The sequence below is a fragment of the Pseudoalteromonas sp. APAL1 genome, from assembly GCF_021532475.1.
Classification (GTDB): Bacteria; Pseudomonadota; Gammaproteobacteria; order Enterobacterales; family Alteromonadaceae; genus Pseudoalteromonas; species Pseudoalteromonas lipolytica_C.
The window spans coordinates 21,789-38,924 of sequence record NZ_JAKGAW010000039.1 but is presented as its reverse complement, the minus strand read 5'-3'; the positions used below and the strand labels follow the sequence as shown (position 1 = coordinate 38,924).

Here is a 17,136-nt window from a genome sequence, read left to right as displayed (position 1 = left end):
GAATTTTACATGTATAATTGTAGAAACATAAATAATGAACATATGAAAAATACTAAAACAACAAAATAAACCAAAATATTTAACATTTTAAAGAGTGAAAATAAGGTATCAACATTGAGCTACACACCTATTATTCAATAAAAAAGCTTAATAAACAAATGTTAACAATTACACTTTCTTACAAAAAAAGCCCTAACGGGCTTTTTTATTGTTTAAAGATAAATTTCAACTCTGATAATGTGAACTAGTGTTATTTAATCTCAACACGTTGTGAGCGCATAACCACTTCGTCATTTAACTCAATACCGATACCTGGCTCTTCTGATACTTGGAAGAAACCATTTTTAGGTTGTGGATCTTGAATACACAATTCACGGTTCCACTTTTTAATTGCATAAGTGTGATGCTCGTGAATTAAGAAGTTAGGAATTGCGGTTTCTAAGTGTAACGAAGCTGCTGTTGCTACTGGGCCGCCACACACGTGAGCTTGAATACGCACATCAAAAATATCGGCATAATCACACACTTTTTTAGTTTCAGTGAAACCACCACACAAGCCTAAGTCTGGCTGTAGCACATCAATACTTTGATCTTCTAGGTATGGACGCACACCCCAGCGATTATACAAACGCTCACCACCAGCAATTGGCACCGCTACTTTGTCGGCAACTTTTGCATGTAACGAGTGATTTAAGTAGTTCACTGGCTCTTCGTAATACATACAATCGAACTCTTCAGCAATTTCACCAATTTGAATTGCAGATGTCGCACCTGGCAAACTGTGACATTCAAAAATAATATCAACTTCGTCACCTACCGCTTCACGAATGGCTTGCATACGTGCACGATACAATTTCATTTCTGCGCGAGAAATGATGTTAGTACGATCGTAATAAGTATTGCCGTTTTTATCGTACTGGATTGGGTCAACTTTTACCGCATCATACCCTTCAGCCATCGCCTTTAATGCAGCTTCTGCGTATTCTTCTGGGTGAACAAGTGCTTTAAATTCACTGTCCCAGTCAAACTGTAGTTGTGATGCGTATGTACGTAGCTTGTCGTTAACTTTACCGCCTAATAGCTGGTAAACAGGCAAGCCTAATGCTTTACCTTTAATATCCCAAAGTGCGGTATCAATAGCGCTCATTGCGGCATACACAACAGGACCACCGCCTAAACCCCAAAAGCTTTCGCGTAGCATTCGTGACCATAATTTTTCTGTTTGAAATGGGTCATGACCAATTAAAAATGCATCAGCCATTTCTTTGATCATTGCCGCTGCAGCACTGTGACCTAAATCATAAGCAAGGCCTGCCTCTCCCACACCGCTAATACCTTCATCAGTGTGAATACGCACAAAAACAGGTGTCCAAGCAGGTCTGTCTGGACAATGAATATCGAACACTTCGACGCGATTAACTTTCATGGTTACTCCTTACTGAGCAAAACTAGGATCAAGACGATAAGCTTTACGCAACATTGCCGGCCAAGCTAACTGGCCACCGGTGCTGCCGCTATGCACGACATTCGCTTGATTATAAATATTATCGATAATAGGTTGTGGTACTGGGATTGCTGTTTGACCACTGGCTTGGATAGCTAATTGAATTTCACAGGCACGCTGTAAATCATAAAAACGCATAAACGCATCACCCACTGTTGGGCCAACGGTTAAACCACCGTGGTTAACCAATAACATGTGGTTGGTGGTGCCTAAGTCATCTTGCAAGCGCTTTTTCTCATCACTGTTTACCGCTAAGCCTTCGTAGCCATGATAAGACAATGATGGCAATGAGAACATTGAGTATTGGCTAAGTGGCAACAGGCCTTTTTCTTGCGTTGCAACGGCGATGGTTTCTTTTGTGTGTAAATGAATAACACAGTGTGCGTCATCACGTACTTCGTGAATGGCGCTGTGAATAGTGAAACCAGCCGGGTTAATTTTAAACGGCGTGTCATCAAGGATATTGCCTGCTAAATCCACCTTCACAAGGTTTGACGCAGTCACTTCATCAAAACTTAAACCAAATGCGTTTACCAAATAGTGATCCGTGCCTGGTAAGCGCGCCGATAGGTGGGTGTAAATTAAATCCCCCCAACGGAAATGCTCAACCAAACGGTAACATGCCGCTAAATCTACGCGTAGCTGCCATTCCTGTTCAGATACTTTATTTTTTAAATCGAGTTTTGGTAAGTCAAACATGGGAAACCTTGTATATGTGACAAGCACAAATAGATGTATAGAAGTCTAAAACACTATTAATCGATGATCAATAGCTGATACAAAAAGGCCACATCTACAGATGTGGCCTTTTCTTGCTAAAGTGGCGTTTATTTTACTTGCGATAAATAATCAGCAATTGCAGCCATTTCTTCTTCAGATACGTTTGCAACCATTGCTTTCATTGCCGCAGCCATACCGTTACTACGTGCACCTGACTTGATGTCTTTCATTTGTGCTAGTAAGTACTCTTTATTTTGGCCGTTTAATTTAGGGTACTGAGGCATGATAGGTGCTTTACCTTCTGCACCATGACATGTTTGACATAGCTTAGCTGTGTAAAGTGCTGCACCATCTGCTGCCATTGTGTTAAAAGATAGGCTTGCAGCCATTGCAATGCCAGCCCCACATAAAACTTTTGTAATCTTGCTCATATTAGTCTTCTCTTTTTTGACGGGTTATTAAACATTTTCTTTAGTGTAGACCATGATTTAACAATATTGCACCCGAAAATTGTAATGGTGGCCGGTATAAGATAACTACCAGATCAAATCATCAGGTACTTCAAAATCAGCATACGGATCATCTTCATCTTTCTGCTTATCTTCAGGCTCAACATGGAACACTATGTAGTCTTCGCTAACTTCAGCGACTTTTCGTGCTGGTTCGTCTTCCAGTACAAAAAATTGGCCTTCTAAAACACAAATTGCCAAACGGCCTCCTGCAAGGGCTTTTTGTGTTTTTTCATTTACCTCTAGCTCCTTCACTTTATTTTGATAAGTGAAGTTAAAGGTGCGATCACCACGAATTTCATCTTGATTGTGGTGCTCTAAAATCTGCTTTACGCGAGCCACTTGCTCACGCTGTTTTTGCTCTTCTAAACGTGCTTTATTAAGCTCGTCGGCTTTTTTCTGCTGCTCAAGCTTTGTTTGTTCAATATGCTTTTGTAAATCACTTGGGTTGCTCGTAGCACCTTTTTTCTTCTTCTTTTGCTGCTTACGCTTTTCAGTTTTAGCCACCTTAGCTTGATGTGACGTTGTTAACCCTGCTTTAAGTAATTGATCTTGTAATGAACCCATGACTAAATTCCATATAAAAATGCCTAATTAGGGTTATTTTAATCAGCAATACGAACAAATAACAGTGTTCAGCTTAGATGATTCACTGCAATCGAGTATATTGCTGTGAGATTAACATGCGATGAAATCATGACATGTTGATTTAACGCAAGATTTATCATTTTAGTCGTCTTTGAACTTGTAAAAAAAGCTGTACCCTATAAGCTAAAGCTTTTCCTCTTGGGAGCTAAAAATGCAGCTGCGACATTTGTTACTTTGCTCTGTATTTATTTTCTTTGTTTTATACGCCCCACAACCGTTACTTGGATTATTTGCTAGTCATTTTTCTGTCTCGCCAGCTACTGCTGGTAGCTTAATGACCGCGACTATGCTGCCACTAGCCATTGCTCCTTTGGTGTATGGCTTATTTTTAGCTAAGCGAAACCCACTAACAATTTTAAAGATTGCCATGTTTGTGTTGGCTATAAGCTGCGTTGCTTTTACTTTAGCACCAAGCTTTGAGCTGCTGTTGCTGGTACGCTTTATTCAAGGGATCACCCTGCCTGCTGCGCTCACAGCCATGACCAGTTATATTGGTGTAACTTATCAGGCTGACCAATTACAACGTAATATGACTCTTTATATTGGCAGCACCATTGTCGGTGGATACTTTGGTCGTATGCTTGCTGCCTTATTCACTGACTTTTTAAGCTGGCAAAGTTTTTATTATGTGATTGCGGTAGGATTAATACTGTTTGCTGTCGTTATCCCTAAATCAAGCAAAACTGCCACAATTCATGTAGCACAGTCACCACTGCTATATCTGAAACAATTAAAAGATCCGCTTGTGCTAAAGCTCTACGGAGCCGTTTTTTGTATGTTCTTTTGCTTTGCGGCGCTGTTAAATTATTTGCCCTTCATCTTACAAGATAGCTTTGCTATCACTAATACTCGAGATATTGGTCTGGTTTACAGTGGCTATTTATTGGGAGCACTTGCCTCTATAGCTACCCCTTGGCTGTTACGAAAGTCATCAACTCCTTGGCGCTTACTAACATGGGTATTTGTCTTTTATAGCCTGACGATGGTGCTTTTAATGAGCCAACAATTATTACTTTTTGTCATTGCTTTTACTGGCTTTTGTGGCGCAATGTTTGTGATCCACTCTAGTGCCGCTCCACTGGTAAATAAAATCAGCAGTGCACCTGCAAGTGTCACCAATGGCGGTTATGTATCGTTTTATTATAGCGGTGGGGCATTAGGTTCGTTATTGCCTGGGCTGGTATATCAGCAACACGGCCAAGTTGCCTTTATGACCGTGCTACTTTTAGTCTGCTTAGTAGGTTTAAGCTTAGTTTATTTGGCAGGTAGAAATACAATACGCGGTTGATGCCCAGTACTTTCAAAAAATAGCTCTAAGTCCTCTTTTTTCATCAGCCATGTCGCGGTATTTTCAAAAGGATGACAATGAAAAAGCTCGTTAAACCAAATTTCTTGGTCTAGCCAAAGGGTAACATTATTTTGCTTATCGTTTAAAAGTGCCAGCATAGAAACACAGCCCGGTGGCACTTTAAGATAACGCGCTAATCGCTCATCAGATGCAAATCCTAAGCGCGATAGCCCTTGCTGCTGAGCAATAGCTTTTAAGTCAAGCTGCTTATCGTGAGCGGTGATCACTAAAAAGTGGCGCTTGCCTTCGTTATCTCGTAAAAACAGGTTTTTTAATCGTGTGCCCGGTCTATCGAGCATAAATTTGTCGGCATCTAAGCTGCCGTGCAATGGTGGATGCTCAATCACCTCATAATTGATATCTAACTGAGCTAGCGTAGCTGCCAACTTGCTCTTATCTGCATACATTTACAAACAACGTCCTCGTAATTGCACACTTAAATCACGCCACAATACTTCGTCAATAATGTGTTTATCGTCGCAGTATTGTCGTGCTTTAAGTTCTTCATTTAATAATTCGACCGCTTGATCTTCGAGCATGAGTTTTAAGTTGCTCGACTCTTCAAATACTTCTTGCTCAGCAAAGTCTTTAAACTGACTACGTGTCATTGGCTTATCAAGGTTGATTGGACGTCTTCCTTGCGCCTTAACTGACACTACATAGGCAAAAATTTTATTGCCTTGGTCGTCATTTTTTTCGTAAAACTGTTTATTATTAATTTCAAAAGGCGGGGCCTCCTCTTGGCTTGCGCAACCAGCAAGTAATGCAAGTAAAAGCCATGCTATTTTTTTCATTATTGGATAAGCCTTGTACAGTGAATGGGCTCTAGTCTAGCAAAAATAAAACTTCAGAGTAAAAATTCGATCAATTTAAAAAAAATACTTGACCAAAAAGATAAAAATAATTAAAGTTCACCCCGCTTGAGACGCAAGACTTAAGCATCCTGTATTTTAGGAATGTGGGGCTATAGCTCAGCTGGGAGAGCGCCTGCCTTGCACGCAGGAGGTCAGCAGTTCGATCCTGCTTAGCTCCACCACTTTCCTACCTCTTTTAGGCAATCTGCCGAATACTTAATAAAAACCAATATATTCTAAGTTAAAGCAATTTTATTAGTCTTTCTGTCGTCTTCGTTTTATATCAGACACAAAAAAACCGAGCAAAAGCCCGGCTTTCTATAGCAATTACTTTTTAGTGATTACTCACGAATTTGACCTTCGCCATTCACTAAATATTTTTCAGTTGTAAGTGACTCAAGACCCATTGGACCATAAGCATGTAGCTTAGTTGTCGCAATGCCAATCTCAGCACCTAAACCTAACTGTGACCCATCAGAAAAACGCGATGACGCATTAACCATTACCACAGATGCATCTACACTACGTTGGAATAGCTCTGCAGCGGCTTTGTCTTTAGTACAAATCACTTCGGTATGGTTTGAACCAAACTTAGCAATATGATCAATAGCACCGGCAAAGTCAGGTACCACCTTGATTGCGATTTCTAGGTCTAAGTACTCTTCACCAAACTCGTCGTCAGCAAGTACTGTTGCATTATCAAAGTACTCGGCAGCTTTCGCATCTGCATTTACTTTAACGCCTTCTTGACGAAGAACAACAGCACACAGATTTAAAAACTCATCGGCGATATCTTGGTGTACCACTAAGCCTTCTAGAGCATTACACACACCAGTACGCTGAGTTTTACCATTCAATAGTAAATTGATTGCTACATTCAGGTCAGCATCTTTATCTACATAAAGGTGGCATACACCTTTAAAGTGCTGAATTACTGGAATGGTGCTGTTTTCCGTTACAAAATTAATTAAACCTTCGCCACCACGCGGAATGATTAAATCAATAGTGTCGCGCTGTTGCATCAGTTCCATCAATAAGCCTCGGTCTGGATCTGGGATCACCGAAATTAACGCTGCTGGTAAACCATGCTTTTCAAGTACTTTGTGCATCACACTTGCAATAGCTTGCGAGCTACGAAGTGCTTCTTTACCACCACGTAAAATAACACCATTACCTGATTTAAAGCATAATGCACCCGCATCAGCCGTCACATTTGGGCGTGCTTCATAGATCATACACACAACACCTAGTGGTACACGCATCTTACTGATCTTAATACCATTAGGACGCTCTGAAATTTCACGCAACTGACCAACTGGATCATCAAGGCTTACAATTACTTCAATACCTTCAGCCATTGCCTCAATGCGCTCATCATTAAGCGTTAAACGGTCAATCATAGCTGCAGCAAGGTTATTATCACGCGCTGCCGCTAAATCACTTTCGTTTTCTTTGATGATAAAGGCTTTGCTTTCACGTAGCGCCTCTGCCATCTCAGTTAAAACTTGATTCTTAGTAGCAGTATCAAGCAGAGCTAACTGCGTAGCCGCTTTAGCTGCTTGACTCGAAATATCCGTAATTAAACTCATGACTTCTCCAATAATGCGATATCTTTTTCTGAAACAACTGGGCCGATTGAATCTTGCATCTTTTCGCTAAATTCACTTTGCTCGTTGTCAGCAATAAAATTCAATAAACAGCTACTGTAATTCGCTGTCGCTTTTGCTAGACGCGTACCATCATCACTGCGGACTAAAATAGTATCGCCTACGCCAAATTCTCCATGTACTGCAACGATCTCATCGCTGCGAATACAACCATCTTCGGTTGACTCGTCAATTGAGCCTTCAACAACAACCTCACCCTGCTCATTTGCAGTGTGTGTCATCCAGTGTACAGCTTCTTGCATTGGCTTTTCATAAGGTGTGAAGATTGTACCTGGGTTGTCACCCTCTAATAATCGATTAAATGTTTCTTCTTTGAAACCATTCAAGATAAAGGTAGTAATACCGTGTGAAGTCGCTTTTTCTGCCGCTTCAATTTTCGTTTTCATACCACCTGTACCTACTGCGCTTGTAGCACAGCCTGCCATTGCATAAATCGATTCATCAATGCTTTCGATTTCCGGAAGTAGTACCGCATCTTCATGTAAATTAGGATTTTTATTATAAAGACCGTCTACATCTGAAAAAATCATTAACGCATCAGCATCGGCCGCAGCAGCAACCATGGCTGATAAGTTATCGTTATCACCCACTTTAAGATCATCGGTTGTTACCGTGTCATTTTCATTGATAATAGGTAATACACCGTGCTCCAGTAAAGTAAATACTGTTTCACGTATACTGGTATAACGCTCACGGTCACGTAAGTCACCGTGTGTTAATAAAATTTGCGCAGATGGGAAATCAAAGAAGCGATCCCACATTGCCATCATTTCGGTTTGACCGGCTGCTGCCATCGCTTTTTTCATTGTCACTGAGCGCTTTTCTTGCTTTGGAAACAAGTGTGAACCTGCAGCAACCGAACCCGATGACACTAAAATTACTTCGATACCTTGCGCACGACAGCGAACGATGAACTGTGCAATGGTTAGTAAGTAGCGAGAACGACACCCGTCCTGCTCCGGTGCGATCAATGCGCTACCAACTTTTAATACTATACGTCGCCATTTAAACTTTTGCATAACTGTTCAACTTTCCATTTTACTATCTGTTCAGTGCCACTATGCCACTGATAAAAAGACTCGCGATTAGTATCACTAAACGCACTGACTATTATCACTTTGTCAAACCACTTATCTATACACACGACTATGCCACGCAACGACTGCGATTAGATATAGCACAACTTTTATTCAGTCAGTAGACCAAACGGTTATAAACCATAAGTTGATAAAAAAGATAAGTGTTGTTTATGTATCGCTGTAAAAAGCTGTGTGCGGCTTTTATTAATAACAACATACATAGAGCCTATACAATCTGGTACACCAGCAGATAGGGTGTAGATTGTATGACCGAGATTCAGCTGCCACGATGGGAGCTAAACATTGACCAGATAATGAACCATAATTATATTCAACACGTAATAAATGCACGCTGAATCTACACAAGTTCATTTCTATTTAATTTGAAAACAAAGTGTATAAAACACTAAAAATGTCGCAAACAACTGATTTTTTGAAATCAAAGCTAAAAACAATGTGCTTATTGCTAATAACTATTTAGATATCAAATTGTTTGAACACGAACTATAATACGGTAAATTAGGGGCAGAGATCAAGTGCGAAAAGTAGTCATAAGCCTTATACTTACCATAACCACAGAAAATACACATTTAATAACAGTATGTTAGAGGTCTTTTGTTGATATGTAATAATTTTTAATGAACCAAACTAAGTTTTATTTTTAAAACACCCCCAAAAAGTAGTAATAACGACTAAAATCGTATTTGAAGCAACAAGATTGCTTGTATCCACGACGGTGAGTAGGCTTTAATAAGCAAGCATTATATTTGGAAAGTCAGCGACTAATTATCGTCTTGAAACGCGATTATCTAAGGTGTTGGTATTTTTAAGTTGTAGTAACTAAAGGATAATTCATTCTATGTCAGCAATTTTTATAGCAGGGATCGCCTTGTGTTCAGTATTGGCACAATGGGTAGCGTGGGCGTTTCGTGTACCGGATATTTTGTTTTTACTACTAACAGGTTTGTTACTCGGACCCTTTAGTGGTGTGCTAGGGCCTGATGCACTTCTTGGCGACTTGTTATTTCCTGTCGTCTCTTTAAGTGTGGCGGTGATCCTGTTTGAAGGATCATTAACATTGCACTTTCGAGAACTTAAAGGCATTGGTAAAGTGGTTCGAAACCTCTGTTCAATCGGGATGATCACGACCTGCCTGGTCATAAGTCTCAGTGCCTACTGGATTTTAGAGCTTAATTGGCGTGTTGCTGCTGTTTTAGGAGCGGTGTTAGTTGTTACAGGCCCTACTGTCATAGCGCCACTTTTAAACTCTATGAGGCCCACCCAAGATATCGACCGTATCCTCCGCTGGGAAGGCATCGTGATTGACCCAATTGGGGCTTTATTTGCGGTATTGGTGTTTGAAGCCGTTATGTTGGTTGGTCAGGGTGAAGTATTTAGCCATACCATTATCGCGCTATTTAAAACCTTAGGCGTTGGTTTGACAATTGGTGTAGTTGCCGGATGGCTTACTACGCTTCTTATTCGCCGTGAGTGGCTACCATTTGAATTACACAAGTTTGGTATTCTAGCCTTAGTACTTATTAGCTTTACCGTCTCTAATCACTTAAGCCATGAATCGGGCTTACTAGCAGTGACAGTATTTGGTATTTGGCTTGCCAACCAAGATGAACTCGAAATTGATTCAGTGCTTGAGTTTAAAGAAGATTTATCGATGATTTTAATTTCATCGTTATTCATTTTACTTGCAGCCCGCCTTCAATTATCTGATTTGATGATGTTACACAGCGATGTGTTTATTTTCTTAGCTATTGTGCTATTTGTGGCTCGCCCAGCGTGTATTGCGATATCTACGTTTAGAACCGACTTACCTATTAAGTCTCGTTTAGTGCTGTCATGGATTGCACCGCGCGGTATCGTAGCCGCAGCGGTAGGTTCTGTCTTCGCATTAAGTATGGTTGAAGCCGGTATTGCTGATGCAGAAAAAATGGTACCACTCATATTCACAGTGATTATCGTAACAGTGGTACTACAAAGCCTAACAGCAACGCCACTGGCAAAGCTGTTAAAAGTGCGCCAACCTGCGCCAAATACCATTTTGATTATTGGTGCAAACCATGTCGCTCGTGCCATTGCCTGTGGCTTAAAAGATCAAAATATTCCGGTGCACTTGTCTGATCCTGCATGGGAGAACTGTAAAATGGCACGTATGGATGGTTTGCCTTGCTACTATGGTAATCCACAATCTGAGCATGCTGAGCGTTATTTACCGTTAACGACGATTCGCAGCGTATTAGCGCTTTCGCCTAACCGCCATCACAACGCATTAGGCGTGCAATACTTCTCGCACCTGCTCGACGAAAAGGATGTGTTTTCATTACGTTCTTCAACTAACCACGCCAAAGCAAACAAAGACAGTGCAACCTTTTTGTCTCGACAAATTTTGTTTGGCGATAATGGTGCGTATGCTCGCTTGAGTAGCCTAATTGCAAAAGGTGGCAAAGTCAGTGCCACACGGATTTCAGAAGAATTTAGTTGGGAACAATACAAAGAAGTAAACAGCGAAGCAATTCCACTGTTTATTTTGCATGGTGAAAAATCAGATGACGATGACTCTCCTGTGAAAATTCGCCCGTTCACAACCAACATGGAAAAAGCTCCTCAAGTAGGTGAACGTATTGTTGCGCTTCAGCCTCCAAAGATGTCGGTTTTAAAAGACCCTAATAACGGCAAAAATAAAGAGATAAAAGAAGATTAATAAAAAAAGGCCAGTTTAAAACTGGCCTTTTTTATACACAATTATACCGACTACATCGGCAAGCGAGCACGGGCGACGACGCTGTCAGGCATTTTTTCGGCAAGCTTAGCAAGTAAGCCTTCAATTTTTTTATGGGTGGCTTTATCAGCAACCATTGAATGAAACAACCAACGGTAAGCATCTTCATAATCTCGCGGACTGCCATAACCTTGGTTAAACAAATTAACCAACCGCATCTGGGCTTTTAAATTCCCCTGTGCAGATGCCTCTCGCAGATAAGTTACAGCCATTGCTTTATCTTGCTGTACTAATTGACCGACATCATAGTAGCGCCCTAATTGCTCAAGTGCGGCCGCTAGACCCTGCTCAGCAGCCTTACGCATATAATAGACACCAAGTTCTACATTTCGGTCGACACATACGGCATACGCTAGCATGTCACCATACAAGAACTGATACGATGGCAACGCCATTTTATTGGCTCGCGCTTCGATATCTTGAACTAACTGGCAATCATCTGCCTTTACACGTGCCAAATGGGTGTTTTTATTTATTAGAGCGATTAACTCGCTCTCTGTGTAAAGAGGCACAGCTGTAATAGGCTCTTCAGCCATGCTTAGGCTTGAGAAGAGTAATGTTAAAGGCAATAAAACACGCATCAAAATCACTTAAATAAAGTCGGTCTTAGCAAATAATATACAATTATCATTCCAGAGTGAATTTTGGGCACAAAAAAAGCTGCCGAAGCAGCTTTTTCAGTCACTATGACGATTATGCAAATGGGCTGCGTAATACCATAGTTTCTACACGATCTGGGCCAGTAGAGATAATATCAACTGGAACACCAGTGATTTCTTCAATACGCTTGATGTAATCAAGTGCCGCTTGCGGTAATTGATCAACTGACGTAGCACCTACTGTGTTTTCTGACCAGCCTGGCATCTCTTCGTATACTGGTGTTACTTTCTCGTAACCTTCAGCAGCTAATGGCGTAACGTTCGTTACAGTGCCATCTTCTAACTGGTAACCAGTACAGATTTTTAATGTTTCTAAACCATCTAATACGTCTAGTTTAGTTAAACAGAAACCTGAGATGCTGTTGATTTGAACTGCACGGCGCATTGCCACTGCATCTAACCAACCAGTACGGCGTAAACGACCAGTCGTTGCACCGAACTCATGACCTTTTTCACCTAAGTGCTTACCTACTGGATCTTGTTTATCAAGACCGTCGTAAAGCTCTGTAGGGAACGGACCAGAACCTACACGTGTTGTGTAAGCTTTAATAATACCTAGCACATAATCAAGGTGTAATGGACCAAAACCAGCACCTGTCGCTACACCACCCGCTGTTGTGTTTGACGATGTTACGTACGGGTAAGTACCGTGGTCGATATCAAGTAATGTACCCTGTGCACCTTCAAATAAGATGTTGTCACCTGCTAAACGCGTTTGATCAAGTAGCTCAGTAACATCAACAACCATTGCTTTTAAGATATCTGCGATAGCCATTGCATCGTCAAATGTCTTTTGGAAGTCAACTGGTTCAACTTTGTAGTAATGCTCTAACGTGAAGTTATGGTATTCCAATACTTCTTTAAGCTTGCTAGCAAACTGTTCTGGGTTGAATAAATCACCAACACGTAAACCACGACGTGCTACTTTGTCTTCATAAGCTGGACCGATACCACGACCTGTCGTACCGATTGGCTTATCGCCACGTGCTTTTTCACGGGCTAAATCTAATGCAATGTGGAAAGGTAAAATTAACGGACATGCTTCGCTAATTAATAAGCGCTCACGTACTGGTACGCCACGCTCTTCTAGCATACCGATTTCTTTCATTAATGCTTCTGGTGATAAAACAACACCATTACCAATCACACACTTAACATTGTCACGTAATACACCCGATGGAATAAGGTGTAAAACCGTCTTTTCACCGTTGATTACCAAAGTATGGCCTGCGTTATGACCACCTTGATAACGAACTACTAAAGATGCTTTGTCTGTAAGGAGGTCAACTACCTTACCCTTACCTTCGTCACCCCATTGGGTGCCTAGTACAACAACGTTTTTACCCATTGCAAATTCACTTAGAAAAAATTAGGACGAGATTTTATCAGAAAACGAGGTGAAAGATCACCCCGTTTAGCTTATTTTTTCTGCGCCTGAATTTTTATCATCTAAATAAACGCGACAAGCTGTGTCAGAACAGGGAGTTATAAACTGGCAAGAGTGAATAAATTAATAAAACACAGAAACAAAAAAGCCCTACAAACTGCAGGGCTTTTGTTCAACACAGTATTTAATTACTGTGCTTTCGATCCTTTCATATAGTTAAAGAAGTCGCTGTCTGGTGAAATCACCATTACGTCTTGTTTATCTTTGAAGGTCTTTTTATACGCTTCTAAGCTGCGCACAAAACCAAAGAACTCAGCATCTTTACTGTAAGCATTCGCGTAAATAGCAGCAGCTTCAGCATCACCTTGACCACGAACCGTACGTGCATTACGTTCAGCATCTGCCAGCATAACTGTAACTCGACGGTCTACTTCAGCACGAATCGTTTCAGCTTTTTCTTGACCTTCAGAACGGTGCTCTTTTGCCACTGCAGTACGCTCAGCACGCATACGTTGGAAGATTGAGCTACTCACTTCTTGTGGTAAGTTAATTTGCTTAACACGCACGTCTAGCACTTCGATACCTAGCTCCTGCGCACTTTCTGAAGCTTGTACTAATGCTTCTTCCATTAGCTCACTACGTTCACCAGAAACTATCTCTCTGATTGTACGCGAACCAAAGTTAGTACGAAGACCATTGTTCACTTTTTGCTTAAGTAATGTTTCAGCGTATTGCTTATCACCACGTGCACGAAGATAAAAAGCACTAAAATCATTAATACGCCATTTCACATACGAATCAACGATTAAGTCTTTTTTCTCGCTTGTTACAAAGCGGTCAGGTGCACCATCAAGCGTTTGAATACGTGCATCTAAACGACGTACTTGGCTAAAGAATGGCACTTTTAAATGTAAACCAGGGCCATATACCACCGCGTTATCGTTGCTGTCTTTTTCAACTTTGCTGAATAACAGTACGATCGCCTTTTCGCCTTCTTGAACAACAAATACAGCAGAGAAAGACAATACAACAGCAAGGGCAAGTATTACTAAACTAAAATTCTTCATCTTGCTTATCTCCCCTCATTAAAACGGTCAGTTGCGAAACGATCATTACTCGAATTAACCGTACTGTTACGCGACGTGTTTATTTTATTGCGAAGATCTTTGATATCACTTGAGCTTGGTAATGCAACACGTGTTGCTGTACCTTGCTTTTCCATGATTTTATCAAGTGGTAAATACAACATGTTATTACCGCCTTTCACATCAACTAACACTTTAGAGCTGTTACCAAGTACTTCTTCCATCGCATCGATGTATAAGCGCTGACGTGTTACTTCTTTTGCTGCTTGATATTCAGGTAGTAGCTTTTCAAATCGTGCCACTTCACCTTGTGCTTCAAGCGTAATACGTTCACGGTATGCTTCTGCTTCTTGCGTCATACGTGTAACCTGACCACGCGCTCGCGGTTCAATTTCACGGGCATAGGCTTCAGCTTCACGAATGAAACGTTCTTCATCTTCTTGCGCTGCAATTGCGTCATCAAAGGCGTCTTTTACTTCACCCGGCGGACGTGAATCTTTAAAGTTCACATCACTAACGATAATACCTAAATTATACGGCTCGATGATTTTGTTTAGCTCATCCCATGTTTGTTGACGAACAAGCTCACGGCCTGTTGTTAACACTTGGTCCATCTTCACATGACCAATTACATAACGCAGTGCGCTATCTAATGCTTGCTGTAAGCTATGATCAGCATCGGTGACGCTAAACTTGTATAAATGCGGGTCGATAACACGGTATTGTACTTCAAACTCAACATTAACCACGTTTTCGTCTTCGGTTAGCATGAAACCTTTTGCAGATAAAGAACGAACTGCTTCGATATCAACCGGGATCACGCGTTCAATGAAGGTCATTTTCCAACGTAAGCCTGGTTCTGCAATACGGTCATATTGACCAAACTGTAAAACAATACCACGTTCAGCTTCTTTTACTGTGTAAATACCACTTAATGCCCATACAATGACGGCAATAATCAGGATGAAAGAAATGCCTGCGCCACCAAGTCCGCCGTTATTTTTACCTGGCTTATTACCACCAAATAAACCGCCAAACTTGTTGCCGAACTTACGCAGTACCTCGTCTAAATCAGGTGGGCCTTGATCTTTTCCGCCTTTATTATTCCACGGATCTTTATCATTGCCATTGTTACCCGGTTCATTCCAGGCCATAGCTATACTCCATTGTTATCTAAATGAATTAGGTTAAATCTATCAAATCTACAGCATTTCTCATACTAAAAAAGACAAATGCTGATAACTTTTAGTCAGCTGCAATAAAAGAATCGAGCTCTTGTCCCATTTCTTTTTTCAAGCGGTTCCACTCTGCCATAGGTAATCGTACTGACAACAGCCAGTTACCTTGTTCATCAAAACTCTCTTGATGAACCGCGTTTAAATTAAATAGTGCAGCTCGAATACGACCATGCTGAGGGGGTAATTTTAGCTCATCAGCAAACATCTTCTTGGCAAGTAACTCATTAATTGCCTCTGATAGTAGTTCGCAACCTACACCTGTACGCGCAGACAACCAAACTCGAATCGGCTGACCTTCGTCGTTTCTATCTATACGCGGCGCAACGTCATCTAGCGCATCTATTTTGTTATAAACTAGTAACTGCGGCACCTCATCTGCTTCAATCTCTTTTAAAACAGACTGTACTTGCTCAATATTTTCTTTACGTCGTGGGTCTGCCACGTCGATAACATGTAACTGTAAATCAGCTTCGCGGGTTTCAGTTAAGGTTGCTTTAAACGCTGCTACTAAATCATGAGGTAGATGACGGATAAAACCAACTGTATCGGCTAAAATTACGGGGCCGATATCGCCAATATCCAACTTACGTAGAGTTGGATCTAGCGTTGCAAATAACTGATCAGCTGCATAAACATCAGAATCAGTAATACGGTTAAATAATGTTGATTTACCCGCATTGGTATAACCCACTAGCGATACTGTAGGGATTTCGTTACGCGTTCGCGCACGACGCCCTTGCTCACGTTGAACAGCCACTTTATCTAAACGGGCACGAATATTTTTAATTCTTGCGCGCAGTAATCGTCTATCGGTTTCGAGCTGGGTTTCACCCGGACCACGTAAACCTATCCCGCCTTTTTGTCTTTCAAGGTGGGTCCAACCTCTGATCAAGCGGGTAGAAATATGCCTTAGCTGAGCTAACTCAACTTGAAGTTTACCTTCGTGAGTACGCGCTCGCTGCGCAAAAATATCAAGGATCAAACTCGTACGATCAAGTACACGGCACTGACAAACGCGCTCTAAATTGCGTTCCTGTGACGGGCTAAGTTGATGGTTGAAAATAATGACATCTGCATTGTGGATTTTGACAGTTTCAGCGATTTCTTCTGCTTTTCCGGTACCGACGAAAAGCTTCGGATGAGGTGCTTGACGACTGCCTTGCACAATCGCCAAACTACTAACACCAGCAGAAGATACCAACAACTCTAATTCGTGAAGATCTTCACGATCTCCCTCTTTAGGTAAGTCGATATGAACTAAAACTGCCTGTTCGCCGGCTTCATAACGGTCAAACAAGCATTACGCTCCTAAGTTTAAAAATTTCCAGGTTCTTGCTCTTCTGAATCATCACTTCCTTGTACACCTTGGAAGTTAACAGAACGCGCTGGAACAACAGTTGAAATAGCGTGTTTATACACCATTTGATTTACGGTGTTTTCAAGTAAAATAACAAATTGGTCAAATGACTGGATTTTACCCTGCAACTTAATGCCATTAACCAAAAAGATTGATACTGGAATGCGCTCACGACGTAACGCATTTAAAAATGGGTCTTGTAACGACTGGCCTTTTGCCATGTTATTTTCCTTCGTTCTAGGTGTTATTATAATTAAGTAGCTGAACTAATTTAACAAAGCTAAAAA

16 protein-coding genes and 1 tRNA gene are annotated in these 17,136 nt (G+C 41.1%); 3 read left to right on the top strand and 14 right to left on the bottom strand.

The features are described 5' to 3' along the window. Positions 1–250: 250 nt before the first annotated feature. The 4 genes from L1264_RS16610 to L1264_RS16595 form a co-directional block, all read right to left on the bottom strand. Positions 251–1,426: a mandelate racemase/muconate lactonizing enzyme family protein gene (locus tag L1264_RS16610; protein WP_054552450.1), complete on the bottom strand. Its 1,176-nt coding sequence runs from the start codon at positions 1,424–1,426 to the stop codon at positions 251–253. A gap of 9 nt (positions 1,427–1,435) precedes the next feature. Continuing rightward, entirely contained in the window at positions 1,436–2,203 is a 768-nt protein-coding gene (locus L1264_RS16605) for a class II aldolase/adducin family protein (protein ID WP_054552449.1), read from the bottom strand. Between the two features lie 128 nt (positions 2,204–2,331). Continuing rightward, positions 2,332–2,655 (bottom strand): c-type cytochrome, encoded by a 324-nt coding sequence (locus tag L1264_RS16600; protein WP_135923281.1) that lies wholly within the window; start codon positions 2,653–2,655, stop codon positions 2,332–2,334. A 105-nt stretch (positions 2,656–2,760) separates the two neighbouring features. Then, on the bottom strand, positions 2,761–3,300 hold the full coding sequence (locus tag L1264_RS16595; protein ID WP_135923280.1) for a DUF2058 domain-containing protein: 540 nt from the start codon (positions 3,298–3,300) through the stop codon (positions 2,761–2,763). 232 nt (positions 3,301–3,532) lie between these two features. On the opposite strand from L1264_RS16595, the gene L1264_RS16590 reads away from it, so the two are divergent. Next, the gene (locus L1264_RS16590; RefSeq protein ID WP_199527641.1) at positions 3,533–4,669 is read left to right on the top strand and encodes an MFS transporter; all 1,137 of its coding nucleotides are present in this window, start codon (positions 3,533–3,535) and stop codon (positions 4,667–4,669) included. Here L1264_RS16590 and L1264_RS16585 read toward each other — a convergent pair. Beyond that, positions 4,636–5,136, bottom strand: coding sequence for a prolyl-tRNA synthetase associated domain-containing protein (locus L1264_RS16585; RefSeq protein WP_135923278.1), 501 nt, complete (start codon positions 5,134–5,136; stop codon positions 4,636–4,638). The two genes, L1264_RS16590 and L1264_RS16585, sit on opposite strands and share 34 nt — an antisense overlap. After that, entirely contained in the window at positions 5,137–5,523 is a 387-nt protein-coding gene (locus L1264_RS16580) for a hypothetical protein (protein ID WP_135923277.1), read from the bottom strand. A gap of 166 nt (positions 5,524–5,689) precedes the next feature. Between L1264_RS16580 and L1264_RS16575 the strand changes: the two genes are divergently transcribed. Then, positions 5,690–5,765, top strand: a tRNA-Ala gene (locus L1264_RS16575). A gap of 159 nt (positions 5,766–5,924) precedes the next feature. On the opposite strand, the gene L1264_RS16570 is transcribed toward L1264_RS16575, so the two are convergent. Both L1264_RS16570 and proB read right to left on the bottom strand, forming a co-directional pair. After that, complete coding sequence (locus L1264_RS16570) at positions 5,925–7,172, bottom strand: glutamate-5-semialdehyde dehydrogenase (protein WP_135923276.1); 1,248 nt, start codon at positions 7,170–7,172, stop codon at positions 5,925–5,927. Continuing rightward, on the bottom strand, positions 7,169–8,269 hold the full coding sequence (gene proB / locus L1264_RS16565; protein WP_135923275.1) for a glutamate 5-kinase: 1,101 nt from the start codon (positions 8,267–8,269) through the stop codon (positions 7,169–7,171). Before proB ends, L1264_RS16570 begins: the two co-directional genes overlap by 4 nt. Positions 8,270–9,188: 919 nt before the next feature. Here proB and L1264_RS16560 point away from each other — a divergent pair. Continuing rightward, positions 9,189–11,045, top strand: coding sequence for a cation:proton antiporter (locus L1264_RS16560; RefSeq protein ID WP_235404241.1), 1,857 nt, complete (start codon positions 9,189–9,191; stop codon positions 11,043–11,045). A 50-nt stretch (positions 11,046–11,095) separates the two neighbouring features. Here L1264_RS16560 and L1264_RS16555 read toward each other — a convergent pair whose 3' ends face one another. The 6 genes from L1264_RS16555 to hfq form a co-directional block, all read right to left on the bottom strand. Continuing rightward, positions 11,096–11,704, bottom strand: a complete 609-nt coding sequence (locus L1264_RS16555) for a tetratricopeptide repeat protein (protein ID WP_135923273.1) — start codon at positions 11,702–11,704, stop codon at positions 11,096–11,098. Positions 11,705–11,816: 112 nt separating this feature from the next. After that, complete coding sequence (locus L1264_RS16550) at positions 11,817–13,130, bottom strand: adenylosuccinate synthase (protein WP_135923272.1); 1,314 nt, start codon at positions 13,128–13,130, stop codon at positions 11,817–11,819. 227 nt (positions 13,131–13,357) lie between these two features. Beyond that, positions 13,358–14,236, bottom strand: a complete 879-nt coding sequence (gene hflC / locus L1264_RS16545) for a protease modulator HflC (protein ID WP_135923271.1) — start codon at positions 14,234–14,236, stop codon at positions 13,358–13,360. Between the two features lie 5 nt (positions 14,237–14,241). Then, entirely contained in the window at positions 14,242–15,408 is a 1,167-nt protein-coding gene (gene hflK, locus L1264_RS16540; protein ID WP_135923270.1) for an FtsH protease activity modulator HflK, read from the bottom strand. 91 nt (positions 15,409–15,499) lie between these two features. Beyond that, positions 15,500–16,789 (bottom strand): ribosome rescue GTPase HflX, encoded by a 1,290-nt coding sequence (gene hflX, locus L1264_RS16535; protein WP_135923269.1) that lies wholly within the window; start codon positions 16,787–16,789, stop codon positions 15,500–15,502. A 17-nt stretch (positions 16,790–16,806) separates the two neighbouring features. Next, entirely contained in the window at positions 16,807–17,070 is a 264-nt protein-coding gene (gene hfq, locus L1264_RS16530) for an RNA chaperone Hfq (protein WP_130050381.1), read from the bottom strand. Positions 17,071–17,136: the final 66 nt, after the last annotated feature.